The following is a 23,126-nucleotide window of genomic DNA, read 5'->3' on the forward strand; positions in this document are numbered from 1 at the left end:
AAGGCACACGCTCCAGCGCGGCGCGCGGGCCGGCCACGATACGCCGTTATACCGCGCACTCGGCCCGCTTCAGGACTCGACGTCCTCGAGGCTGAAGATCTCGGTCTGGTCGTTGTACGAGAAGATCTCGCCATAACGGCCCCAGTCGATCACCGCGTCGAGCGTTTCCTCGGCCGCGCCGTCCGACAGGAAATCCTCCAACTCCTGCTCGAAGCGCACGCGCGGCGCGCGATGGCCCGGCCGCTCGTTCAGCACCTTCTTGATCCGCGCGGCGAGCGGCACGTGCTTCAGCAGGTGATCCGCGAACATCAGCTTGCGTTCCTGCGTGCCGAATTCCGCGAACACACGCCCCGGCGGCGTCAGGAACACGTCGCCTTCGCGCACGTCCGCGAAGCCGAGGTACTGCAGCACTTCCGCGATCGGGAACAGGTCGTCGACTTCCAGATGCAGCGTGCGCGCGATTTCCGGCATGTCGGCGCGACCGTGGTACGGCGCCATCGCGAGCGTCTCGATCAGGCCGGCCATCAGGTTGGTCGACACCTGCGGAAGCCAGCTGCCGAGCTCCAGCCCCTTCTTCGTCGCTTCGCCGGTCTGGCGTGCGGTCATCTTCGCGTAGATGTCGTCGACGAGCTTGCGGAACGCCGGGTCCAGACGATTGCGCGGGTGCTTGAACGGCACCTTGATCTCGGCGATCACGCGGCCCGGGTTCGACGACAGCACGAGGATCCGGTCGCACATGAACACCGCTTCCTCGATGTTGTGCGTGACGATCAGCACCGACTTGATCGGCATGCGGCCCTGCGTCCACAGATCGAGCAGGTCGGTGCGCAGCGTCTCGGCCGTCAGCACGTCGAGCGCGGAGAACGGCTCGTCCATCAGCAGAATGGTCGGATCGACGACGAGCGCGCGCGCAAACCCGACGCGCTGGCGCATCCCGCCCGACAACTCCCGCGGGTACGCGTTCTCGAAGCCGTCGAGACCGATCAGGTCGATCGCGGCGAGCGCACGCTCGCGCCGCTCGCGCGCGCCGACACCGAGTGCTTCGAGCCCGGCTTCCACGTTCTGCAGCACGGTGAGCCACGGGAACAGCGCGAAGGTCTGGAACACCATCGCGACGCCTTCGGCCGGGCCGCGCAGCGGCTTGCCGAGATAGGTCACCTCGCCGCCGGTCGGCTCGATCAGCCCGGCGATGATCCGCAGCAGCGTCGACTTGCCCGAGCCCGAGCGGCCGAGCAGGCCGACGATCTCGCCTTCGCGCAGCGACAGGTTCGCGTCGTCGAGCACGAGCAGTTCGCCCTGCGTCTTGTTGAAGCCGCGGCAGACGTGATCGACGCGCAGGATTTCTTCGCCGAGGCGCGGCGGCTGGGACGTCTGGACGGGGGCGTTTACAGCATTCGGATTGTGCATCGCGTTTCGCTCTCAATCGGTCTCAGTCGAGCCGCAGCTTCGCTTCGGCGAAGGCATACAGCGGGCGCCACAGCAGGCGGTTGAACAGGGTGACGAACAGGGACATCACGGCGATGCCCAGGATGATCTTCGGGAAATCGCCGGCGGCGGTGGTCCGCGCGATGTAGGCGCCGAGGCCGTGCGCCTCGATCCGGGTGCTGCCCCACTGTACGGCTTCCGACACGATGCTCGCGTTCCACGCGCCGCCCGATGCGGTGATCGCGCCTGTCACGTAGTACGGGAAGATGCCAGGCAGGATCGCCTGACGCCACCACTGCCAGCCGCGGATGCGGAAGTTGGTCGCCGCTTCGCGATAGTCGTTCGGGTAGGACGTCGCGCCCGCGATCACGTTGAACAGGATATACCACTGCGTACCGAGCACGATCAGCGGCGACAGCCAGATGTCCGCATTCAGGTGGAAGCGCGCGATCACGATCACGAACACCGGGAACAGCAGGTTCGCGGGGAACGCGGCGAGGAACTGCGCGAGCGGCTGCAGCTTCTCGGCCAGCTTCGGACGCAGCCCGACCCACACGCCGATCGGCACCCAGATCACCGACGCGATCGAGATCAGCACGACCACGCGCAGCAGCGTGATGAGCCCGAGCACGAGCACGTGGCCGACTTCGGCCATCGTCACGCCGGTCGCGACGAAGCTGACGACGCGCCACACGATATAGGCCGTGCCGAGCAGCACGAGCCCCGCCCACGCGATGTCGACCGTGCGCGACGCCTTCTTCTCGACTTTCGGCAGCGAGAAGCGCATCGCACCCGACAGCGGCAGGCGCAGCGGGATCCGCGCGGCCTTCGCGAAGAACCAGCCGGCCGGCACAAGCAGCTGATGGATCAGCCGCGTGCGGCGCACGAGGTCGAGCAGCCACGATTGCGGCGCATCGCCCGACGCGGTGTTCTCCATCCGGAACTTGTCGGCCCACGCGATGAGCGGGCGGAACAGGAACTGGTCGTAGGCCAGGATCACGACCGTCATCGTCAGGATCACCCAGCCGATCGCGCCGAAGTTCTTGTCCGCGATCGCCTGCGCGAGATACGCGCCGATGCCCGGCAGCGTGATCGTCTGGTTGCCGACCGTGATCGCCTCCGACGCGACGACGAAGAACCAGCCGCCCGACATCGACATCATCATGTTCCAGATCAGGCCCGGCATCGAGAACGGCACTTCGAGCTTCCAGAAGCGCTGCCAGGACGTCAGGTGGAAGCCGCGCGACACTTCGTCCAGGTCGCGCGGCACCGTGCGCAGCGACTGGTAGAAGCTGAACGTCATGTTCCACGCCTGGCTCGTGAAGATCGCGAAGATCGCGGCCAGCTCGGCGCCGAGCACGCGGCTCGGGAACAGCGCGAGGAAGAACGTGACCGTAAACGAGATGAAGCCGAGCACCGGCACCGACTGCAGGATGTCGAGGATCGGGATCAGCACCATGCCCGCGCGGCGGCTTTTCGCGGCGAGCGTGCCGTAGACGAGCGTGAACGCGAGCGACGCGACCATCGCGGCGAGCATCCGCAGCGTGGTGCGCAACGCGTATTCGGGCAGGTTCGACGGATCGAGCGAGATCTTCTGCGTCTGCAGCACGCCGATCGGCGCCATCGTTTCGTGAAAGCCGACCACCGCCATCGCGATCAGGCAGATGATCAGCGGAAATGCGATGAAGTCCCACCGGTTCGGCAACACGCGCCACGCGGATGCGTTGGCGGTCCGGTTCGGATTGAAGAATCCGACGTTCATCAGGCGCCCTCCCCGGTAAGGCCGATCGAAGCCGGCAGTCGATGTTGATTCATGGCAAAGCGCACGGGCGCGGTAATTCGATTGACTGGCGATCTCGCGCACACGGCGCGCCGTGCGTGCATGCGCTGTCGCGGCCGGTCGAGCCGGGCCGCGACGGCACGACACTACACCAACCTGTATTTCAGGTACAACCGTCCGGGGACGGCGCAGGCAACGCATGGATCGTGCCCGGCGCGTGGACGGATGGCGGGCGCGCGGTACGGGACAGCCTGGCCGCAGTCCTGCGGCCGGCACGCAGGCCCGAATTATGCCGTGATCCGGCCCGGCCGTGAACCCGCCCGCCGCAAGCGGGCACAAACCGTGTCCGGGATCAGCAGCCGGATACGGCGAAGCAGGTATGATCGGGGCTAGCCCCCGGGGTCCGTTTCGGCCGTGTCGCCGCAATGCGCACGCGCGCGGTGTCAACCGGCCCCGGGGATCGACCGACGAGCGGGAGGAAGGGAATGGCAGGAAACTTGGTGATCGTCTGTCGCGATCAGGATGCCGACGCGTTCTATGAACTCATGCAGGAGTACGGGTCGTTCCAGACCCGGCTGTCGTCCACGGCGTGGTACCTGAACATGAACGTCGTGCCGGAATCGCTGCAGGAGGAAATCCTGGAGCGCCTCGGCCGGTATACGACCGTCTATATCTTCGAGGCCACCACGGTGACCTACAACACGATCGACAGCAACGCGGCCGAGACGCTCGGCACGCTATTCGGCGAATGACACCGCGCGGCGCCAGCCCGGCCGGGCAGGCGCCGCAACCGCTCATGCGGCCTTTGCGTGGGGTTCGTCGTCCTTCGGCACGACGTCGAACGGGAACGTCATCGACACGCGCAGGCCGCCTTCGGGGCGATTGCCGATGTCGCACGCGCCGCCCAGCCTGAGCACGAGCCGCTCGACGATCGCGAGCCCGAGCCCGCTGTGGCCGTTCCCGCCGCGCGCGGGATCGAGCCGCACGAACGGCCGCGTGGCGGCCGCGAGGTCGCGCGGCGCGATGCCGCCGCCACTGTCGCTGACCGACAGCACGTAGCCGGCCGGCGTGCGCGCCGTCTCGACGAGCACGGGCGGCGCACCGTACGCATGCGCGTTGTCCAGCAGGTTCGACAGGATCCGGTCGAGCGTCGCCGTCGGCAGCCGGAAGCCGGGATCGGCCTCTAGCCGCGTCTGGACCGCGGGCGCGTTCGGCGCGACCGCGCGATAGCTGCGCGCGATCCGCTCGCACGCGTGATCGACCGGCACCGGCTCGCTGCGGTCGACCCCGCCATGCGCAAACACCAGGAACTGGTCGACGATGTGCGACATCGAGTCGACATCGCGCACGACGCCGTCGCGCAGCCGCGCGTCGTCCATCATTTCCGCCCGCAGCCGCATCCGGGCGAGCGGCGTGCGCAAGTCGTGCGCGACGCCGGCCAGCATCACCGCGCGATCGCTGTCGGCCTGCGACACCTGCTCGACCATCTGGTTGAAGCCGTGCGTGAGCTGGCGCAGCTCGCGCGGCCCGCGTTCGCGCAACGGCGGCACCGGCTGCCCGCGGCCGAAACGCGCGACCGCGCGGGCGAGCGAGCGCAGCGGCTGCTGCAACTGCCAGGCCGCGAACAGCGCGGCGATCACGCCGGCCGAGAAGATCGTGCCCAGCCACAGCAGCATCCGGTCGAGCGAGCGCGGCGGCCGCAGCGGCTGCACGGGCACCACGATCCAGTTGCGGTCGGCCGGCTCCTTCACCCACAGCACGGGCGGATGGCCGGGCGTGCCGATCTCGACCTGCGTGCCGGGCGGCATGCGCTCGCTCACATCGTCGCGGAACCGCTTCAGCGGCGGCGGCAACCCCGCGTCGCCGCCCTTCGGCACGTCGGCGCTGTCCGGCGACACGAGCCGCACGCGCGACGGCAGCGGCTGGTCGGGCGTGCGCGCGACGTGCTGGCGCACCGCGTCGACGAGGAACGCGGCCTCCTCGACCGCATAGCGTGTCTGCATCTGGTTGCGCTCGAGCCGCATCGCGAAGAACCACGCGAAGTGCGACAGGAGCAGGACGCCGACGACGAGCAGCGCCAGCCGCCCGAACAGCGAATCAATGGGTTTGCGCATGGGCCTCGCCGTCGGGCACGAACACGTAGCCGCGCCCGCGGACCGTCTGGATGAAGCGCGGCGTCGACGGATCCGTTTCGAGGATGCGGCGCAGGCGCCACACCTGGACGTCGATGCCGCGGTCGGTGCCGTCGTACTCGGGCCCGTGCAGCAGCTCGAGCAGCCGCTCGCGCGTGAGCGTGCGCAGCGCATGGTTCACGAAGATCTTCAGCAGCGCGAATTCGCTGCTCGACAGTGTGGCCGGCTTGCCGTCGACCGACAGCGTGCGCGCCTGGAAGTCGAGCAGGAAGCGGCCGAACGCGAACGGCTCGCGCTGCTCGGGCGCGGCCGCCGACGGCGTCGCGCGGCGGCGGCGCAGCACGGCCTGCACGCGCGCGAGCAGCTCGCGCGGGTTGAACGGCTTGCCGAGGTAGTCGTCCGCGCCGAGCTCGAGCCCGACGATGCGGTCGACGTCGTCCGCCCGCGCGGTCAGCATGATCACGGGGATGTCGTCGCCGGCCGCGCGCAGCTGGCGCAGCGCGGTCAGGCCGTCCACGCCCGGCATCATCAGGTCCAGCACGATCAGGTCGGGCCGCTCGCGCTCGAGGCGCTTCTCGAGCGTCGCCGCGTCGTGCAGCACGGACACTTCCATCCCCTGGCGCACGAGATAGTCGCGCAGCAGGTCTCGGAGTTCTTGGTCGTCGTCGACGATGAGGATCTGGGTAGTCATGGCTCGAAGTTTACCGCGCGAGGGCGGAGTCGAAGAACGAAACAAAGGAGCGAAAGGGTTACTGCGGGTTACCGCGCAAGGGAACTGTAATGCACGGTAACCGGGCCGCCGCCCCGCGTAACACCCGCCGGAGCCTGCATCGCTAACCTGCGTCTTACCGGATGCGGTACCCGACTTTTCCCGGCACCGCATCGCCGGACCCTCTGGATACAGGAGTTTCTGAAATGTATAAGAAGACTTCCCGCGTGGCCATCGCGGCCGCCACCGTACTCGCTCTCGCATTCGGCGCCGCGCATGCCGCGCAGCCCGACGACATGCCGCCTCCGGGCGGCCCCGGCATGCACCGGATGCACGACGGGCACGAAGGCGGACCGTTCGGCGCGATCATGAAACTGCACGACCAGTTGAAGCTCAACGCGTCGCAGGAACAGCAATGGCAGGCGGCCGTCAACACGATGAAGCAGAATCGTGACGCGATGCGCAAGAGCCACGAGCAGATGCGCGAGCAATTCAAGGCGCAGCAGAACCAGCCGATCCTCGACCTGAGCGCGATGCATTCGGCACGCCAGCAGGCGGAGGCGCAGAACGCCCAGCTGCGCGAGCAGACGTCCGCCGCGTGGCTCACGTTCTACAACGGGCTGAACGACCAGCAGAAGACGATGGTCAGCACGGCGCTCAAACAGCAGTTCGCGAAGATGGAGCAGCGCCACGAGAAGATGAAGGCGCGCTGGGAACAGCATCGCGCGGCCGCCAAGGGCGCGTCGGCGCCGGCGCAGTAAGCCGGCGGGCCGCTCCCGCAGCGGCGCCGAAGGGGGACGCAGGCACCGGCCTGCGTCCCTCTTTTCGTTTCAGGCGACGTCGAACAACAGCACCTCGGCCGTGCGGCCGCGCGCGAACGCCACCGCGTCGACGCCGCCGATCCGCGCGCCGTCGCCGGCGGCCAACGCGCGGCCGTTGACCTCGACCTCGCCGCGCGCCATGTGCACATAGACGCTGCGCCCGGCCGGCACGTCGAACGCCGTCGTCTCGTCGCCGTCGATCAGCCCCGCGAAGATGCGGGCATCCGCCCGCATCGACAGCGCGCCGTCGCCGCCGTCGGGCGCCGCGACGAGCCTGAGCCGGCCGCGCTTCTCGTCGTCGGGGAAACGCCGCTCCTCGTAGCCGGGCCGCCCGCCCCGCTCGGCCGGCTGCAGCCAGATCTGCAGCAGATGCAGCGGGCGGTCGCGCGACGCGTTGGTTTCGCTGTGCATGAGCCCCGTGCCGGCGCTCATCCGCTGGATGCCGCCGGTCCGGACGATCGCGCCGCAGCCGAGGCTGTCGCGGTGCGCGAGCACGCCATCCATCACGTAAGTGACGATCTCCACGTCGCGGCGCGGCTGCATCCCGAAACCGCGCGTCGGCGCGATCCGGTCCTCGCTCAGCACGCACAGCGCGCCGACGGGTGGACGCACCGGCGCATGCGCAGCGGGGCAGGCAGACGAAAAACTGTGACTCGATTCGAGCCAGCCGTGGCGCGTGTGCCGGCGGTCTTCGGCGCGCAGGATCTGGAACATTGGGGTGGACGCTCGGGGGCGCAGATGTTCTGTTCGGGTTTACCTCCACTGTAGGAGGAGGCCGACAGCGCCACAATCCGCCGCCCGCGCACCGCATCGTTGCAGTCACGAAACCAATAGCCGAAATATTCGTTGCGAATGTCACGATTACCGCAACAGCAGAATCGAGGAATCGGTCGACCGTGCCGGATTGCCGTTTTCCGGGTATCGCGTTCGGGTAAAATACCGCCCTTTTGGCGTTCGCCGTTCCGGCGGCCGCCAACGCCAGAGCGCCGATCGGCGATTTTTGGCCGTCTAGAATACGCCGCGGCGCCCGGTTCGACCGGCCGCGAGCGCCCCCGGAAAGTCAGCAACAGAAGGATGGAAATGAAGAAGGCCGCCCTGTGCGCCGCCCTCGCCCTCGTGGCGGGCAGCGCCTTCGCGAAGGAGTGGAAGACCGTGCGGATCGGCGTCGATGCCAGCTACCCGCCGTTCGAGTCGACCGCGCCGAGCGGCGAGATCGTCGGTTTCGACGTGGATCTCACCAAGGAAATCTGCAAGCGGATCAACGTGAAATGCGTGTGGGTGGCGCAGGACCTCGACGGGATCATCCCGGCGCTGAAGGCGAAGAAGTACGACGTCATCGTGTCGTCGCTGACCGTCACGGACAAGCGTCGCGAACAGATCGACTTCTCCGACAAGGTGTATGACGCACCCGCGCGGATGATCGCGAAGACCGGCTCGCCGCTGCTGCCGACGGTCGCGTCGCTGAAAGGCAAGCGCGTCGGCGTCGAGCAGGGCTCGACGCAGGAAACCTACGCGAAGGCGTACTGGGAACCGCAGGGCGTGACGATCGTTCCTTACCAGAACCAGGACCAGGTCTATACCGATCTCGGCTCGGGCCGCCTCGACGCGACGCTGCAGGACGAGCTGCAGGCCGACTACGGCTTCCTGCGCACGCCGCGCGGCAAGGGTTTCGCGTTCGCCGGGCCGGAAGTGAAGGATCCGAAGACGATCGGCGAAGGCACCGCGATCGGCCTGCGCAAGGAAGATACCGACCTGAAGCTCAAGATCAACCGGGCGCTGGCCGACATGCACAAGGACGGCACGTACGACCGGCTGTCGCACAAGTACTTCTCGTTCAGCGTCTATTCGGCGCCGGCCCGCTGAACGCCGATCAAGCAGAAGCAGCGGATGCGGGGGCGGCCCCGCGTCCGGGCAGTACAGGCAGTCAACCACGCGCCGCCCGCCCCCTTGCCCGCCGCTCACGCGACGGGCGGGCCCGGCACCGTTGCCGGGGCGGACGGTCATGATACGCACGGGGCGTTCCGCGCAGCTTGGCGGACGCGTGTTTCGCGGCGCACCGCGTGCGCCCTCAGGGACCATACCAGGGACCCCATATGTTTCTACAAGGCTACGGCCCGCTGATCCTCGCCGGCACCTGGCAAACCGTCAAACTGGCGGTGCTTTCGCTTGCGCTGTCGTTCCTGCTGGGGCTGCTCGGCGCCGGCGCGAAGCTGTCGCGCAACCGCGTGACGAACGGCGTCGGCACCGTCTACACGACGCTGATCCGCGGCGTGCCCGATCTCGTGCTGATGCTGCTGCTGTTCTACAGCCTGCAGATCTGGCTGAACATGGCGACCGACGCGCTCGGCTGGGACCAGATCGACATCGACCCGTTCCTCGCCGGCGTGCTCGTGCTCGGCTTCATCTACGGCGCGTACTTCACCGAGACGTTTCGCGGCGCGTTCCTGTCGGTGCCGCGCGGCCAGCTCGAAGCCGGCAGCGCATACGGAATGACGAACTGGCAGGTGTTCACGCGGATCATGTTCCCGCAGATGATGCGCTTCGCGCTGCCGGGCATTGGCAACAACTGGCAGGTGCTCGTGAAGTCGACCGCGCTCGTGTCGATCATCGGCCTGGCCGACGTCGTGAAGGCGTCGCAGGACGCCGGCAAGGGCACGCTGCGGTTCTTCTTCTTCACGCTGATCGCGGGAGCGGTCTACCTCGCCATCACGACGATCTCGAACTTCGTGCTGATGTGGCTCGAAAAGCGCTACTCGACCGGTGTCCGCAAGGCTGACCTATGATCGAACTCATCCAAGAATACTGGCGCAACTATCTCTACACCGACGGCTATCGCATCACCGGTGTCGCGATCACGCTGTGGCTGCTGGTCGTGTCGATCGGCCTCGGTTTCTGCCTGTCCGTGCCGCTCGCCGTCGCGCGCGTGTCGAAGAAGAAGTGGCTGTCGGGCGCCGTGTGGCTGTACACGTACGTGTTCCGCGGCACGCCGCTCTACGTGCAGCTGCTGCTCTGCTATACGGGCCTGTACAGCCTGCAGGCCGTGCGCGGCACGCCGATGCTCGATGCGTTCTTCCGCGACGGGATGCATTGCACGCTGCTCGCGTTCACGCTGAACACCTGCGCGTACACCACCGAAATCTTCGCGGGCGCGATCAAGGCGACGTCGTACGGCGAAATCGAAGCCGCGCGCGCGTACGGGATGTCCCCGTTCACGATGTATCGCCGCGTGATCCTGCCGTCGGCACTGCGACGCGCGCTGCCGCTGTACAGCAACGAAGTGATCCTGATGCTGCACGCGACGACGGTGGCCTTCACCGCGACCGTGCCGGACATCCTGAAGATCGCGCGCGACGTGAACTCGGCGACCTACATGTCGTTCCACGCGTTCGGCATCGCCGCCCTGCTCTACCTCGTGATCTCGTTCACGCTCGTGTGGCTGTTCCGCCAGGCCGAGCGCCGCTGGCTCGCGTATCTGCGCCCGCAAGGCAAGTAAGTTTTCGCAGGACTATTGATGAACTCCCAGACCCAGAAGCTTTTCGTCGACGATCTCCACAAGCGGTACGGCGACAACGAGGTGCTCAAAGGCGTGTCGCTGAAGGCCAACTCGGGCGACGTGATCAGCGTGATCGGCTCGTCCGGCTCCGGCAAGAGCACGATGCTGCGCTGTATCAACTTCCTCGAGCAGCCGAACGCGGGCCGCATCTTCGTCGACGGCGAGGAAGTGCGCACCGCGCTCGACAAGACGGGCGCACTGCGCGCGGCCGATACGAAGCAGCTTCAGCGCGTGCGCACCAAGCTGTCGATGGTGTTCCAGCACTTCAACCTCTGGTCGCACATGAACGTGATCGAGAACGTGATGGAAGCGCCGGTGAACGTGCTCGGTATCCCGAAGAAGGAAGCCGAGGAGCGTGCGCGCGAGTATCTCGAGAAGGTCGGTCTCGCGCCGCGCGTCGAGAAACAGTATCCGTCGCATCTGTCGGGCGGCCAGCAGCAGCGCGTGGCGATCGCGCGGGCACTCGCGATGCATCCCGACGTGATGCTGTTCGACGAGCCGACCTCCGCGCTCGACCCTGAACTGGTGGGCGAAGTGCTGAAGGTGATGCAGAAGCTGGCCGAGGAAGGCCGCACGATGATCGTCGTCACGCACGAGATGGGCTTCGCACGCAACGTGTCGAATCATGTGATGTTCCTGCACCAGGGCCGCGTCGAGGAACAAGGCGTGCCGACCGAAGTGTTCGCGAACCCAAAGAGCGACCGCCTGCGCGGCTTCCTGTCGGGCAGCCTCAAGTAACGCCCGTCACGCGCCACGCCCGAACGGGCGCCCGCGGGTTGCCGCGCGGCGCCCGTTTTGCGTTTACGCGGCGCTCACCGGCGTGCCGTCGGCGAACGCGCGCAATTCGTCGCCCGCCAGCCGGTAACGCACCCATTCGCTCTGCGGCGCCGCGCCGACGCTCTCGTAGAAACGGATCGCCGGCTCGTTCCAGTCGAGCACGCTCCATTCGAAACGCCCGCAGCCCGAGTCGACCGCGATCCGCGCGAGCGCCTTCAGCAACCGCAGCCCCGCGCCGGCGCCGCGAAAGCGCGGCGACACGTACAGATCCTCCAGATACAGCCCCTGCCGCGCGAGCCATGTCGAATACGAGAAGAAATACACGGCGAAGCCGGCCGGCTCGCCGTCGATCTCGCACATCAGCGCGCGCGCCGGCGAGCCTTCGCCGAACAGGCTGCGTTCGAGCGATTCGGGCGTCGCGACGACTTCGTGCGCCGCCTTCTCGTAGACGGCCAGCTCGGTGATGAAGCGCAGGATCAGCGGCACGTCGGCGACGGTGGCGGAACGGATATCGATTTGCACGGGTTGAGCCCTCCTCCGGCCCCGGATGTGAAACGGGAAAGCGGCGCCGCGCAGCCCGCAGCCCGCAGCCGCGCTGGCGCCGTTCAAACCGTCATGCTACGTTCGCCCGATGCCTGCAGGAAGTGCAGTTTCTTCATCTAGACCTGAACATGATGCATCCCGATCTGCGCCGCCTCGACCTGAACCTGCTGCTCGTGTTCGACGCGCTGTACCGCCACCGGTCGGTCGCGGCGGCCGCGCACGAACTCGCGTTGAGCCCGTCGGCGTTGAGCCATGCGCTCGCCCGGCTGCGCGACGCGATCGGCGATGCGCTGTTCGTGCGGCTCGGCAACGAGATGCAGCCGACCGTGCGCGCCGACGACATCGCCACGTGGGCCGGCGACGCGCTCGACACGATGTCGAAGGGGCTCGCCCGCGCGCGCCGCTTCGATCCGGCGCAAAGCGACCGTACGTTCGTGTTCGCCGCGACCGACTACACGGCGTTCGCGGTGCTGCCGCCGTTCCTCGCCCGCATCCAGCACGTGGCGCCGCACCTGCGGATCCGCGTCGTCCATTCGGACCGCAAGATTTCCGTCGACGAGCTCGCAGCTGGCCGCATCGACTTCGCGCTCGGCTACCACGAGGAATCGGCGGCCGACGCGCCGGGCATCGAGGATTTCGACTGGTTCTCCGACGACTACGTCGTGATCGCGAGCGCCACGCATCCGGGCATCCGCCGGCGGCTGACGCTCGACCAGTACCTGGCGGCCCGCCACGTGGTCGTCACGCCGTGGAACGAGTCGCGCGGCGTCGTCGACTACGTGCTCGACCGGCTCGGCCTCGCGCGGCACGTCGCCGTGCAGTTGCCGTCCGTGCTGGCCGCGCCGTTCGTGATCGCGGAATCGGCACTCCTGATGACCGTGCCGAACCGCGCCGCGCAGGCGCTGCGGCACGCGGCGCCGATCCGCATCTTCCGGGCGCCGTTCGAGATCCCGCGCTACACGGTGAAGGTCTACTCGCACGCGAAGCATGCGCGCACCGATGCGCATCGCTGGATTCGCGCGCAGTTGCTCGACGCACGACCGGGCCCGGACTAAGCGCGGCGCGTTGCAGGACGAGCGTTTCAGGCGTCGATCGGCGATGGCGGCAATCGCCCGGATCATTACGAAATACTTACCCATTTCGCGACTTTCGCGCCTACGCCGGCACCTTTGCAACGTCAATAGTGGCAATCCTTGACCCCTCCCCGCGGAATCCATGTCTCCCTTGTGGGACAAGGGTTTTCCGGTAATCGAGAACCCTTGGGGCTCCGGTTGCGCACCGTGTTGCATGGCAATTTGGCGACAGCGGTTAGTCAAACAACGATTTCCGTCGCCACAAATTTGTATTTTTGCTAAATTAGTAACCAAAGTAGCAAAACGAAGTTCGTGAAATGTAGTTTAGCTTCACGACACAACAAGGAGACCCCGCAGGCCGACCCGGCTGCGCGGGACCGCTCAACGGTTTTCCGTCTGCTTGCCCGCGTGCCGCGCTTACCGGCCCTGCACGAGGTCTCCCTGGTTATCCCGCTTTTGCCCGGCGCTCGCGCTCCGGGCATCTCGTGCAGTCTGGGTTGACTTTTTGACAGGGTATGGAGGAGATGATGAAGAAAGCTTTGGTCGCGGCCGCGCTGATGGCTGCTGGGGTGGTGACGGCGCACGCGCAGAGCAGCGTCACGCTGTATGGCCGCCTGGATGCAGGTATCGAGTACATGAACGGCCTGCAAAACGGCCACCAAGTGCGCGCGGAAAGCGGCGACTGGGGCACGAGCCTGTGGGGCTTGAAGGGTAGCGAGGACATCGGTGGCGGCAACAAGGTCCTGTTCCACATCGAAGGCGCGTTCAACACGATGACGGGCGGCTTCAGCGGCTCGATCTGGGATCGTTTCGCGACCGTCGGTATCTCGAACGACCGCTACGGTACGCTGCTGCTGGGTCGCGAGCTCGCGATCGCCAACGGCGTGTGGGACTTCGACCCGTTCGGCCAGTCGGCCTGGTCGACGGCCTCGCTGGTGCGCGGCCGCAACTGGAACAAGACCAGCAACAACGTGTCGTACCAGTCGCCGTCGCTGTACGGCCTCGACTTCTACGGCCAGTTCTCGTTCTCGAATTCGACCAGCTTCAACGGCAACACGACGGCCGGCCAACCGGGTCGTGCGATGGGCGGTCAGGTCACCTATACGAACTCGCTGTTCCAGTTGCGCGGCATCTACGACGAAACGCGCGACAGCAACGGCCGCTTCTCGGACGTGTTCAACTACTCGCGCGAATACTTCGCGGGCGTGAACGTGTTCCTCGGCCAGTTCAAGGTTCAGGCGGCCTACCAGGCATCGCGCGCCGACGGCAGCGGCGGCCCGGCAGTGAACGCCGGCGTGACGGGTACGCAACAGGTGTGGGGCGGCGTGACGTGGCAGGCGACGCCGGCAGCGGCGCTGATCGCGGCCGTGTATCACGTGAACGCGAACCACGGCGGCGGCAACGCGAACATCTACACGGTCGGCGGCTCGTACAACATCTCGAAGCGCACGCTGTTCGACGTGCAGGTCGCGACAGTGCGCAACAGCTCGACGGCCAACTTCGGCCTGAACGCGAACGGTGCAGGCACCGCCGTGTCGACGGGCAACCCGCATCCGGGCGGCAGCCAGACCGGCGTCTACGCCGGCATCCAGCACCTGTTCTGATCAGGCGCCGTCAAAGAACGATTCGACAACACTTTCCACGCTGCTGCGAGAGGCGCGTATCGGTGCGGTACCCAACCGGGTATCCGCACCGTTTTTTCTTGGGGGGCCGGGTTCGTGCGGCCCGTGGCCCGATCGGCCGAAGCGGCCGGGAAGTGATCGAACGGCGCGAACGCGGCGCTCAGACGGCCGCTTCGTTCTCTTCGCCGGTGCGGATGCGGATCACGCGCTCGACGTCCGACACGAAGATCTTGCCGTCGCCGATCTTGCCGGTGCGCGCCGCACCGATCACCGCGTCGATCACCTGATCGACCTGCGCTTCCGCGACGACCACCTCGATTTTCATCTTCGGCAGAAAGTCGACCACGTATTCGGCGCCGCGATACAGCTCGGTATGCCCCTTCTGGCGGCCGAAGCCCTTCACTTCCGTCACGGTCAGGCCCGTGAGACCCACTTCGGCGAGCGCTTCGCGGACTTCGTCCAGCTTGAACGGCTTGATGATGGCGGTGATGCGTTTCATGATGGTTGTCCCTCAATGCTCGTTTGGATGAAAAATCGCGTTCCCGATTGTAAGCCGGCGGGCCGCCTCCGGCCCAGCACCGGTCAATCGAGCCGTTCGGTGAAGCGCGACGTGATCGGGTAGCGCCAGTCGCGCCCGAACGCGCGATGCGTGACGCGGATGCCGATCGGCGCCTGGCGGCGCTTGTACTCGTTGATCTTGATGAGCCGCGTCACGCGCTCGACGTCGGCCTGCGCGTAGCCGGCCGCGACGATCTCGGCGAGCGGCCGGTCTTCTTCCATGTACATCCGCATGATCGCGTCGAGCACGTCGTACGGCGGCAGGCTGTCCTGGTCGGTCTGGTTCTCGCGCAGCTCGGCCGACGGCGCACGCGTCAGAATCCGCTCGGGAATCACGTCGCGCAGCGCGTAATCGGTCGTTTCGTTGCGGTAGCGGCACAGTTGGTACACGAGCGTCTTCGCGATGTCCTTGATCACCGCAAAACCGCCGGCCATGTCGCCGTACAGCGTGCAGTAGCCGACCGCCATCTCGCTCTTGTTGCCGGTCGTCAGCACGATCGAGCCGAACTTGTTCGACAGCGCCATCAGCAGCGTGCCGCGGATGCGCGCCTGGATGTTCTCCTCCGTTGCGTCTTCCGCGCGACCCGCGAATTCGCCCGCGAGCGCGGTACGGAATGCATCGAACATCGGCGCGATCGCGATTTCGTCGTAGCGCACGCCGACGCGCCGCGCCATCTCCGCCGCATCGGTGGTCGAGATGTCGGCCGTGAAACGCGACGGCATCATCACCGCACGCACGCGCTCGGGCCCGAGCGCATCGCACGCCACGGCCAGCACCAGCGCCGAGTCGACACCGCCCGACAGCCCGATCAGCACGCCGGGAAAGCCGTTCTTGCCGATGTAGTCGCGCACGCCGGTCACGAGCGCGCGGTACACCTGCGCGTGCGTCGACAGCTCGGGCGCGACCGCGCCGGGCAGCGGCCGCGCGCCGTCGAATTCGACGATCGCGTGCCCTTCGTCGAACTGCGGCATCTTCGCGACGAGCGCGCCGTCGCCGTCGAGCACGAACGATCCGCCGTCGAACACGAGTTCGTCCTGGCCGCCGACGAGGTTCACGTACACCATCGGCAGCCCGGTCTCGCGAATCCGCGCGCGCAGGATGTCGATGCGCACCGCTTCCTTGTTCATGTGATACGGCGAGCCGTTCGGGATCAGCAGCACCTGCGCGCCGGCCGCCTTCGCGATCTGCGCGGCCGACGCATGCCACGCATCCTCGCAGATGATCACGCCGTATTTCACGCCGTTCAGCTCGAACACGAGCGGCTCGGTGTCGGTCGCGAAATAGCGCTTCTCGTCGAATACCTCGGCGTTCGGCAGATCCTGCTTGCGGTAGGTGCCGACGATCTCTCCGTCGACGATCAGCGACACCGCGTTGAAGGTATCGGTGGGCGGCACGCCGCGCTCGATCGGGCGGTTTGCATTACCATCGACGGCTGACGCGCCGCCCGCACCGCGCAGCGGATGGCCGACCAGCACCGCGAGCCCGTCGAACGCCTTCAGCGCGTCGGCGAGCGCATCGAGCGCGGCGGCCGCCGCCGCGTAGAACGCGGGTCGCAGCAGCAGGTCTTCGGGTGGATAGCCGGACAATGCGAGTTCGGGGGCGACCATCAGTTGCGCACCATCGTTGTGCGCGGCGCGCGCGGCCGCGACGATGCGCGCGACGTTGCCGGCGAAATCGCCGACGGTGACGTTGATCTGGGCGAGAGCGAGTCGGGTCTTCATGGCGGGGTCGGCGCAACCCGGCGGCGCGCCTTGAACGGCTGACGAAATCGATTCGGGCGCGGGCCACGGCGGCCCGCGTCCGGCAACATCCAACGGTACGGATTCACGCTTGAAACACGAACGCATCGATTATCGCACGGGCATCCTGTCGTCCCCCGCCGAGGTGCCGGCCGACGAATGGAACGCGCTGCTCGCGGGCGACGCGCAGCCCACGCCGTTCCTGCGCCACGAATTCCTCGACGCGCTGCACGTCGCGCGCTGCGCGGTGGACGACACCGGCTGGTCGCCGCACTTCGTCACGCTGACCGACGCGCGCACCGGCCGGCTCGCGGCCGCCGCGCCCGTCTACGCGAAACAGCACTCGTACGGCGAATACGTGTTCGACTGGGCGTGGGCCGACGCATATCAACGCAACGACCTGCCCTACTACCCGAAGCTGCTGTGCGCGGTGCCGTTCACGCCGGTGCAGGGCACGCGGCTGCTCGCGGCCGACGACGACGCGCGCCGCCGGCTCGCGGCCACGCTGCTCGCGTTCGCCGAGCAGAGCGACGTGTCGTCGCTGCACGTGCTGTTCCCGACCGGCGACGAAGCGCGGCTGCTCGAATCGATGGGGATGATGCTGCGCGAAGGCGTGCAGTTCCACTGGCTCAACGACGGCTACCGCCACTTCGACGATTTCCTCGGCACGCTCGAGCAGAAGAAGCGCAAGAACATCCGCGCGGAGCGGCGCAAGGTACACGACGCGGGCGTGACCTTCCGGCGGCTCACTGGCGATCAAATCACCGACGCCGACTGGCGCTTCTTCTCGCGCTGCTATCGGCAAACGTACCGCGAGCATTATTCGAGCCCGTACCTGAACCTCGACTTCTTCCGCACGATCGGCGCGACGATGCCCGAGAACCTGCTGCTCGTGATCGCGGAAGCCGACGGCCGGCCGATCGCGAGCGCGCTCGCCGTGTACCGGCGCGGCGAGCACGGCGGCGGCACGCTGTACGGCCGCTACTGGGGCGCGATCGAGCACGTGCCCTGCCTGCATTTCGAAACCGCCTACTACCAGCTGCTCGAATTCTGCATCGAGGCCGGGCTCGACACGTTCGAAGGCGGCGCGCAGGGCGAGCACAAGCTCGCGCGCGGTTTCCTGCCGACCGTCACGCACTCCGCGCACTGGCTCGCGCATCCGGCGTTTTCCGATGCGGTCGCGCGCTTTCTCGAACGCGAGACCGAGCATATCCACGCGTACGTCGACGAACTGCGCGAACACGATCCGTTCCGGCGCAACACGGGCTAGCGCCGTCCGGCGCGCCGCGCACGCGGCGAAGCCACGCAAGGGCCCCGCCGCCTGTCGTCCGCCGCCGCGCGTTCAGTGCGCGGCGAGCGTCACGGTCTGCGACAGCGCCTGCGGATCGCGCGACGACGCAGCCGCCGACAGCCCGTAGCTGCCCGCGCCGATCCGCCATGCGTGCGCGCTCGCATCCCACACCGCGAAGCGCTGCGCCGGCACCGCGACGCTGACCGTGCGCGCCTCGCCCGGCTGCAGCGCGACCTTGGTCCAGCCGACGAGCCGCTTCGGCGGCTCGCCGAGCGACGCGGGCAGCGCCGCGTAGATCTGCACCGTATGCGTACCGGCGCGCGCACCGGTGTTCGTCACCGTCACGCCGACCGTCACGTTGCCCGCGGCGTCAGCCTGCGCGGACATCGCCGACAACGCATACGTCGTGTACGACAGCCCGTAGCCGAACGGGAACAGCGGCTCGATCGCCTTCGCGTCGAACCAGCGATAGCCGTACGCGAGCCCTTCCGCGTAAACGTTTTGCAGGTTCGACGGATCGATCGTCGGCTGCGGCAGGTCGGCCTCCTGCTTCGGGAACGTGAGCGGCAGCCGGCCCGACGGGTTCGCGTCGCCGAACAGCAGGTCTGCGATCGCCTGGCCGCCTTGCGCGCCCGGATACCACACGTCCAGCACGCCATGCACGTTCGCGAGCCACGGCATCAACACCGGGCTGCCGTTCTCGAGCACGACGATCACGCGCCTGGCCTTCGCGGCGACCGCGGCGATCAGCGCGTTCTGGTCGTATTGCTGGTTGTACGGGTCCGCCTTCGCATCGGGCAGCGACAGGCTCGCGAGGTCGAGCCCTTCCGTCTGCCACTGCGTGGCGAACACGATCGCGACATCGGCCTGTGCGGCCGCGCTCGCCGCGGCATTCGCGTCGGTCCCGTCGAGATAGCTGACCGACGCGTTCGGCGCCTTCGCGCGAATCGCGGCGAGCGGCGCGGACTTGTACCAGGTCGCGCACCCGCCGAACAGCATGCCGGCCGGTTGCTGGCAGGACGTCACCGCGTTGCCGTCGATCGCCGGCACCGCGCCCGAGCCGCCGCCCGACAGCACGCCCGCGTCCGCATGGCCGCCGATCACGACGACCGACTTGAGCGCGCCGGCGGCGAGCGGCAGCACCGGCTGCGTGTCGCCCGGCGCGGCCGCGTTCTTCAGCAGCACCGCCGCTTGCCGTGCGATCGCGAGCGCATCGGCGTTGCCGGCGGCTTCGTCGATCGCGCCGCCCGGCTTCGGCGGCGCGTCCATCACGCCGATGCGAATCAGCGTGCGCAGCTTGCGCTGCACCATGTCGTTCAGCCGCGCGACCGACACGCTGCCGGCCTGCAGCGCCGCGCGCAGCTTCGAATTGAAGTACGAGCCGAGCGGCGCGTTGCCGTCGTCGGCCGCGCCGGGCTGTTCCTCGTCGAGCCCGGCCTGCACGGCCGCGACCGTCGAATGCGTCGCGCCCCAGTCGGACTGCACGACGCCCTTGAAACCCCACTCGTTCTTCAGCACCGTCGTCAGCAAATAGGGGTTCTCGCACGCATACACGCCGTTCAGCTTGTTGTACGAGCACATCACGTTGCCCGGCTGGCCCTCCTTCACGCCGATCTCGAACGCGAGCAGTTCGGCCTCGCGCATGGTTCGCTCGTCGACGACCGAATCGACCGTCATCCGGTTGGTTTCCTGGTCGTTGAACGCGAAATGCTTGATCGTCGCGATCACCTTCTGCGCCTGCGTGGCCTGCGTGCGCGCGGCGCTCAGCGTGCCCGCGAGCACCGGGTCCTCGCCCATGTATTCGAAGGTGCGGCCGTTGCGCGGCTCGCGCGCGAGGTTCACGCCGCCGCCGAGCCCCTCCGCGAAACCCAGCGCGCGCAGTTCGAGCGCGATGCGCGTGCCGTAGGCACCCGCGAGCGCCGGGTCCCACGTCGCCGCGAGCGCGACCGGCGCGGGCAGCGCGGTCACGCGCGCATTCTTCACGTTCACGCCGCCCGCCGAGTCGGCGCTGCTGACCGCCGGAATGCCGAGCCGCGGCACGCCCGGGATGTAGCTCGCGCCGTTCAGCGCGTCGTCCGGAAACGGGCCGCCCAGGCTGAGCGCCGGCATGCCGGTGCCATGCACGAGCTGCAGCTTTTCGTCGGTCGTCAGCTGCGCGACGAGCGCGGCCGCGCGCTGGTCGGCGGCCGCGTCGGGGTCGGTCGGGGCGTGAATGTCGTCGCCGCCGCACGATGCGAGCAACACCGTGAGCGCACACGCGGACGCAATCGTCGAACACCGGAACAGCGAAGTTTTCATTGATCCTCCAGAATCGTTCTGTTGTACTTGTCGCCTCACTCCAGCGTCCGATTCTAAAAATCGACCGGTCACCACGCTTGACCGGCAGGAGCATGCGTTGACCTCTCGCAGCGGGGACAAACCCGAACGGCATGACGACAGGGAGACAGACATGGAGTTGCAACAGAAATCGGTATCCGTCCGGATCTACCGCTGGCTGTGCGAGGACGCGCGCGTGAACGGCATCGATCCCGCACCGCTGTACGAGACGCTCGGCATCGGGCCGGCCGAACTCGCCGACGACATGCGCCGCATCGCGGGCGACCGGCACGTGGCCGCGATGCGGCTGACGAGCGCCTGGCCGCTGTCGTGGCGTCGCCCGCCGCCGCAGGTCGTGCCGTGGCTCGTGCAGTTTCCCGAACTCGCGGGCGTCACGTGCAACGCGGCGACGCTGCGGAGCGCGCTGCACGGCTATCTGCACTATCGCGAGCTGATCGGCAACGTCGACTGGGTGTTCGCCCACGAAAACGGCGACGCGATCGCGCTCGAGTACGTGAACGAAGGCGACGGCCGGCACGCGGGCAGCGCGTTCACGAACCTCGCGATCCTCGCGGCGCTCGCGCGCCTGTACGACCCGCACGCGCGCATCGACGACGCCGAATTCGCCGGTCGCGCGTTCGCGCCCGTTGCCGCGCTGCGCGACATGCTCGGCGCACAGGTATCGTTCGACGCCGCGCACAACCGCCTCGTGCTGCGCTCCGCGCACTTCGATACGCCGTTCGAGCGCTACAACGCACCGCTCGCCGGCATCCAGCGGCATGCGGCCGACGCCGTGCGCGAGCGCGTGCGTGCACGTTCGACGTTCGGCTCGTCGGTCGAGCAATGTGTGCGCGACTGGCTGCGCACGTCCGACGACGCCGACGTACCGACCGATACGCTGATGCAGCACGTGTGCACGCGCTTCGCGATGTCGCGCTGGACGCTGCGCCGGCGGCTGCATCGCGAAGCCGTCGGTTTCCATGCGCTCGTCGCGCAGGCGCGGCTCGGCGAGGCGCGCGACCTGCTGCTCAATACGCAGTTGCCGATCGGCGAGATCGGCGCGCGCGTCGGCTTTCGTTCGACGAGCGCGTTCACGCGCTTCTTCACGCGCGAACTCGGCGCGGCGCCGAGCCGCTTTCGCGACGGGCACGGCGACCGGCGGCGTTGACGCGCGTTTTTTCTGAGACACTGGCGGCTTCGCATCCCGCCGCCCTGCCATGTCCTGGTTTCTGTATCTGATCGAATGCGCCGACGACAGCGTCTACACGGGCATCACGACCGACGTCGCCGCGCGCTTCGACGAACACGCGTCCGGCAAGGGCGCGCGCTACACGCGCTCGCGCAAGCCGCGCGCGGTGCTCGCGTCGTTTCCGTTGCCAGACCGGTCGAGCGCGTCGCGCGCCGAATACTGGGTGAAGCGGCTCACGCCCGCGAAGAAGCGCGAGCTGGCGGCCGGGTTGCGGACGCTGGAATCGGTGTTGCCCGTGGTCGTCACGCTCGACGAGAGCGGCGGCACGGCCGCGACGAAGGCGATGGTGCGCGGGCGGAAGAAGGGGAAGGCGGAAAAGGTCGACGATGCGGCGGAAACGGCTGCAACGGAACAGGTTGCCGGGAAAAAGGTGAAGACGGGGAAAGTTGTCGGGTCTGCAGCAGCGACGAAAACGGCGAAGCCCGCGAAGCACAAACAAGCGTCGAAGTCGACGAAGGCAAATCAAGGCGCGCCGGACGCGAAACGTGCAAAAGCCGACGGCGATGCAACCGCAAAAACGACCGCATCGCGTCTCACACCGGTAAGGAAACCCGATCTGCCCGCATCCGCGTCGTCAAAAAGGAAGGCGCCGGCCGCCGCCGGCAAACCCGCCGCGAACGTACGCGAAGACGCCGCTTCCGCACCGGTCCGCCGCCGTCCTGCGGCCACGCAAGCCGCCGAAGCGACCGCTCCGTCCGTTGCCGCGCCCCGCGCCGGACGCGCGAAGAACGCACCGGCCACCGCGCTCCCGCCCGTCTCCGCTTCCGCCCGCCGGAAAACCGCGCGCGCAAAACAAAACCGCGCGGCCTCCTCCTGAGGAGACACGCGCGGTTCGCGTTCCGTACGAGCCGGCCGTCGGCCGGCACGCCGCTTACTTCTTGTAGTTCGCGGCGCCGTCGGTGATTTCCTTGTGCGCGGCTTCGATGCCGGCCCAGCCTTCGACCTTCACCCACTTGCCCTTCTCGAGCGCCTTGTATTGCTCGAAGAAGTGCTTGATCTGGTCCTTCAGGTACTCGGGAACGTCGTCGATCGTCTTCAGGTTCGCCGTCATCGGGCAGATCTTGTCGTGCGGCACCGCGACCAGCTTCGCGTCGACGCCCGACTCGTCGGTCATCTGCAGCATGCCGAGCACGCGCGAACGCACGATCGAGCCGGCCAGCAGCGGGAACGGCGTGATCACCAGCACGTCGACCGGATCGCCGTCGCCCGACAGCGTCTGCGGGATGTAGCCGTAGTTCACCGGGTAGCGCATGCCCGTGCCGATGAAGCGGTCGACGACGAGGAGGCCCAGTTCCTTGTCCGCCTCGTACTTCACCGGATCGCTTTGCGCGGGAATCTCGATGATCACGTTGAAATCTTGCGGCAGGTCCTTGCCGGCCGGAACATGATTGAAGCTCATGAGCACTCTCTGTAGGTCGATGGGAATTCGGGACAGGGCGCCGCGGCCGATGCACCGCCGCGGGCGTCCCCCAAAAAGGAATGCGCCATTATAGCCAATCGACCGGTGGCGTCCGGATGACGATCGGCGCGATAATCG

The 23,126-nt window shown here is 67.6% G+C and carries 21 protein-coding genes; 11 read left to right on the plus strand and 10 right to left on the minus strand.

Going from position 1 to position 23,126, the window contains the following annotated elements; translation table 11 throughout:
- Positions 1-69: 69 nt before the first annotated feature.
- A complete protein-coding gene (locus CFB49_RS13085; RefSeq protein ID WP_006755837.1) occupies positions 70-1,407 on the minus strand; it encodes an ABC transporter ATP-binding protein in 1,338 nt (445 codons plus the stop codon).
- Between the two features lie 22 nt (positions 1,408-1,429).
- The gene (locus tag CFB49_RS13090) at positions 1,430-3,187 is read right to left on the minus strand and encodes an ABC transporter permease (protein WP_069619253.1); all 1,758 of its coding nucleotides are present in this window, start codon (positions 3,185-3,187) and stop codon (positions 1,430-1,432) included.
- Positions 3,188-3,690: 503 nt separating this feature from the next.
- Between CFB49_RS13090 and CFB49_RS13095 the strand changes: the two genes are divergently transcribed.
- Positions 3,691-3,957 carry a double-stranded DNA-specific endonuclease gene (locus CFB49_RS13095; protein WP_011545926.1) on the plus strand — a complete coding sequence of 89 codons (267 nt, stop codon included), beginning with the start codon at positions 3,691-3,693 and terminating at the stop codon, positions 3,955-3,957.
- Between the two features lie 42 nt (positions 3,958-3,999).
- On the opposite strand, the gene CFB49_RS13100 is transcribed toward CFB49_RS13095, so the two are convergent.
- Both CFB49_RS13100 and CFB49_RS13105 read right to left on the minus strand, forming a co-directional pair.
- Entirely contained in the window at positions 4,000-5,319 is a 1,320-nt protein-coding gene (locus tag CFB49_RS13100) for an ATP-binding protein (protein WP_089435449.1), read from the minus strand.
- Positions 5,303-6,028: a response regulator gene (locus CFB49_RS13105; protein ID WP_006493394.1), complete on the minus strand. Its 726-nt coding sequence runs from the start codon at positions 6,026-6,028 to the stop codon at positions 5,303-5,305. The genes CFB49_RS13100 and CFB49_RS13105 overlap by 17 nt, the downstream gene beginning before the upstream one ends.
- A 224-nt stretch (positions 6,029-6,252) precedes the next feature.
- Here CFB49_RS13105 and CFB49_RS13110 point away from each other — a divergent pair, with 224 nt between their 5' ends.
- The gene (locus CFB49_RS13110; protein WP_069619255.1) at positions 6,253-6,807 is read left to right on the plus strand and encodes a periplasmic heavy metal sensor; all 555 of its coding nucleotides are present in this window, start codon (positions 6,253-6,255) and stop codon (positions 6,805-6,807) included.
- A 69-nt stretch (positions 6,808-6,876) separates the two neighbouring features.
- On the opposite strand, the gene CFB49_RS13115 is transcribed toward CFB49_RS13110, so the two are convergent.
- Positions 6,877-7,581, minus strand: coding sequence for a pirin family protein (locus tag CFB49_RS13115; RefSeq protein WP_089491532.1), 705 nt, complete (start codon positions 7,579-7,581; stop codon positions 6,877-6,879).
- Positions 7,582-7,947: 366 nt separating this feature from the next.
- Between CFB49_RS13115 and CFB49_RS13120 the strand changes: the two genes are divergently transcribed.
- The 4 genes from CFB49_RS13120 (at position 7,948) to CFB49_RS13135 (ending at position 11,158) form a co-directional block, all read left to right on the plus strand.
- Positions 7,948-8,730 carry an ABC transporter substrate-binding protein gene (locus CFB49_RS13120; protein WP_143329284.1) on the plus strand — a complete coding sequence of 261 codons (783 nt, stop codon included), beginning with the start codon at positions 7,948-7,950 and terminating at the stop codon, positions 8,728-8,730.
- 230 nt (positions 8,731-8,960) lie between these two features.
- Complete coding sequence (locus CFB49_RS13125) at positions 8,961-9,650, plus strand: ABC transporter permease (protein ID WP_006489645.1); 690 nt, start codon at positions 8,961-8,963, stop codon at positions 9,648-9,650.
- Positions 9,647-10,360, plus strand: coding sequence for an ABC transporter permease (locus CFB49_RS13130; protein WP_059576621.1), 714 nt, complete (start codon positions 9,647-9,649; stop codon positions 10,358-10,360). Before CFB49_RS13125 ends, CFB49_RS13130 begins: the two co-directional genes overlap by 4 nt.
- Positions 10,361-10,378: 18 nt before the next feature.
- Positions 10,379-11,158, plus strand: a complete 780-nt coding sequence (locus CFB49_RS13135; RefSeq protein WP_089491534.1) for an ABC transporter ATP-binding protein — start codon at positions 10,379-10,381, stop codon at positions 11,156-11,158.
- A gap of 63 nt (positions 11,159-11,221) precedes the next feature.
- On the opposite strand, the gene CFB49_RS13140 is transcribed toward CFB49_RS13135, so the two are convergent.
- Positions 11,222-11,719 carry a GNAT family N-acetyltransferase gene (locus CFB49_RS13140; protein WP_069619258.1) on the minus strand — a complete coding sequence of 166 codons (498 nt, stop codon included), beginning with the start codon at positions 11,717-11,719 and terminating at the stop codon, positions 11,222-11,224.
- A 149-nt stretch (positions 11,720-11,868) separates the two neighbouring features.
- Here CFB49_RS13140 and CFB49_RS13145 point away from each other — a divergent pair, with 149 nt between their 5' ends.
- Positions 11,869-12,795 (plus strand): LysR family transcriptional regulator, encoded by a 927-nt coding sequence (locus CFB49_RS13145; protein WP_089491535.1) that lies wholly within the window; start codon positions 11,869-11,871, stop codon positions 12,793-12,795.
- Between the two features lie 542 nt (positions 12,796-13,337).
- Positions 13,338-14,417: a porin gene (locus tag CFB49_RS13150; protein ID WP_089435831.1), complete on the plus strand. Its 1,080-nt coding sequence runs from the start codon at positions 13,338-13,340 to the stop codon at positions 14,415-14,417.
- A gap of 178 nt (positions 14,418-14,595) precedes the next feature.
- Here the strand turns inward: CFB49_RS13150 and CFB49_RS13155 are convergent, their stop codons facing one another.
- Entirely contained in the window at positions 14,596-14,934 is a 339-nt protein-coding gene (locus CFB49_RS13155; protein ID WP_006398637.1) for a P-II family nitrogen regulator, read from the minus strand.
- 83 nt (positions 14,935-15,017) lie between these two features.
- Positions 15,018-16,715, minus strand: a complete 1,698-nt coding sequence (locus CFB49_RS13160; protein ID WP_069619261.1) for an NAD+ synthase — start codon at positions 16,713-16,715, stop codon at positions 15,018-15,020.
- A 109-nt stretch (positions 16,716-16,824) separates the two neighbouring features.
- Between CFB49_RS13160 and CFB49_RS13165 the strand changes: the two genes are divergently transcribed.
- Entirely contained in the window at positions 16,825-18,003 is a 1,179-nt protein-coding gene (locus tag CFB49_RS13165; protein WP_069619262.1) for a GNAT family N-acetyltransferase, read from the plus strand.
- A gap of 72 nt (positions 18,004-18,075) precedes the next feature.
- Here the strand turns inward: CFB49_RS13165 and CFB49_RS13170 are convergent, their stop codons facing one another.
- Positions 18,076-20,322, minus strand: a complete 2,247-nt coding sequence (locus CFB49_RS13170; protein ID WP_089491536.1) for a glycoside hydrolase family 3 C-terminal domain-containing protein — start codon at positions 20,320-20,322, stop codon at positions 18,076-18,078.
- Between the two features lie 151 nt (positions 20,323-20,473).
- Here CFB49_RS13170 and CFB49_RS13175 point away from each other — a divergent pair, with 151 nt between their 5' ends.
- Both CFB49_RS13175 and CFB49_RS13180 read left to right on the plus strand, forming a co-directional pair.
- Positions 20,474-21,508 carry a helix-turn-helix transcriptional regulator gene (locus CFB49_RS13175; protein WP_069619264.1) on the plus strand — a complete coding sequence of 345 codons (1,035 nt, stop codon included), beginning with the start codon at positions 20,474-20,476 and terminating at the stop codon, positions 21,506-21,508.
- Between the two features lie 49 nt (positions 21,509-21,557).
- Positions 21,558-22,406 carry a GIY-YIG nuclease family protein gene (locus CFB49_RS13180; protein ID WP_089491537.1) on the plus strand — a complete coding sequence of 283 codons (849 nt, stop codon included), beginning with the start codon at positions 21,558-21,560 and terminating at the stop codon, positions 22,404-22,406.
- 54 nt (positions 22,407-22,460) lie between these two features.
- Here CFB49_RS13180 and ppa read toward each other — a convergent pair whose 3' ends face one another.
- On the minus strand, positions 22,461-22,988 hold the full coding sequence (gene ppa, locus CFB49_RS13185; protein ID WP_006489643.1) for an inorganic diphosphatase: 528 nt from the start codon (positions 22,986-22,988) through the stop codon (positions 22,461-22,463).
- Positions 22,989-23,126 lie beyond the last annotated feature (138 nt).

The organism is Burkholderia sp. AU17457, from assembly GCF_002223255.1.
GTDB lineage: Bacteria > Pseudomonadota > Gammaproteobacteria > Burkholderiales > Burkholderiaceae > Burkholderia > Burkholderia sola.

What these genes read in the sequence shown, in the direction of transcription:
- ppa (WP_006489643.1), bottom strand. Translation starts at nt 22,988, where the DNA reads ATGAGCTTCAATCATGTTCCGGCCGGCAAGGACCTGCCGCAAGATTTC.
- CFB49_RS13125 (WP_006489645.1), top strand. Translation starts at nt 8,961, where the DNA reads ATGTTTCTACAAGGCTACGGCCCGCTGATCCTCGCCGGCACCTGGCAA.
- CFB49_RS13150 (WP_089435831.1), top strand. Translation starts at nt 13,338, where the DNA reads ATGATGAAGAAAGCTTTGGTCGCGGCCGCGCTGATGGCTGCTGGGGTG.
- CFB49_RS13105 (WP_006493394.1), bottom strand. Translation starts at nt 6,028, where the DNA reads ATGACTACCCAGATCCTCATCGTCGACGACGACCAAGAACTCCGAGAC.
- CFB49_RS13085 (WP_006755837.1), bottom strand. Translation starts at nt 1,407, where the DNA reads ATGCACAATCCGAATGCTGTAAACGCCCCCGTCCAGACGTCCCAGCCG.
- CFB49_RS13135 (WP_089491534.1), top strand. Translation starts at nt 10,379, where the DNA reads ATGAACTCCCAGACCCAGAAGCTTTTCGTCGACGATCTCCACAAGCGG.
- CFB49_RS13120 (WP_143329284.1), top strand. Translation starts at nt 7,948, where the DNA reads ATGAAGAAGGCCGCCCTGTGCGCCGCCCTCGCCCTCGTGGCGGGCAGC.
- CFB49_RS13170 (WP_089491536.1), bottom strand. Translation starts at nt 20,322, where the DNA reads ATGAAAACTTCGCTGTTCCGGTGTTCGACGATTGCGTCCGCGTGTGCG.
- CFB49_RS13160 (WP_069619261.1), bottom strand. Translation starts at nt 16,715, where the DNA reads ATGAAGACCCGACTCGCTCTCGCCCAGATCAACGTCACCGTCGGCGAT.
- CFB49_RS13130 (WP_059576621.1), top strand. Translation starts at nt 9,647, where the DNA reads ATGATCGAACTCATCCAAGAATACTGGCGCAACTATCTCTACACCGAC.
- CFB49_RS13100 (WP_089435449.1), bottom strand. Translation starts at nt 5,319, where the DNA reads ATGCGCAAACCCATTGATTCGCTGTTCGGGCGGCTGGCGCTGCTCGTC.
- CFB49_RS13095 (WP_011545926.1), top strand. Translation starts at nt 3,691, where the DNA reads ATGGCAGGAAACTTGGTGATCGTCTGTCGCGATCAGGATGCCGACGCG.
- CFB49_RS13180 (WP_089491537.1), top strand. Translation starts at nt 21,558, where the DNA reads ATGTCCTGGTTTCTGTATCTGATCGAATGCGCCGACGACAGCGTCTAC.
- CFB49_RS13090 (WP_069619253.1), bottom strand. Translation starts at nt 3,187, where the DNA reads ATGAACGTCGGATTCTTCAATCCGAACCGGACCGCCAACGCATCCGCG.
- CFB49_RS13110 (WP_069619255.1), top strand. Translation starts at nt 6,253, where the DNA reads ATGTATAAGAAGACTTCCCGCGTGGCCATCGCGGCCGCCACCGTACTC.
- CFB49_RS13145 (WP_089491535.1), top strand. Translation starts at nt 11,869, where the DNA reads ATGATGCATCCCGATCTGCGCCGCCTCGACCTGAACCTGCTGCTCGTG.
- CFB49_RS13115 (WP_089491532.1), bottom strand. Translation starts at nt 7,581, where the DNA reads ATGTTCCAGATCCTGCGCGCCGAAGACCGCCGGCACACGCGCCACGGC.
- CFB49_RS13175 (WP_069619264.1), top strand. Translation starts at nt 20,474, where the DNA reads ATGGAGTTGCAACAGAAATCGGTATCCGTCCGGATCTACCGCTGGCTG.
- CFB49_RS13155 (WP_006398637.1), bottom strand. Translation starts at nt 14,934, where the DNA reads ATGAAACGCATCACCGCCATCATCAAGCCGTTCAAGCTGGACGAAGTC.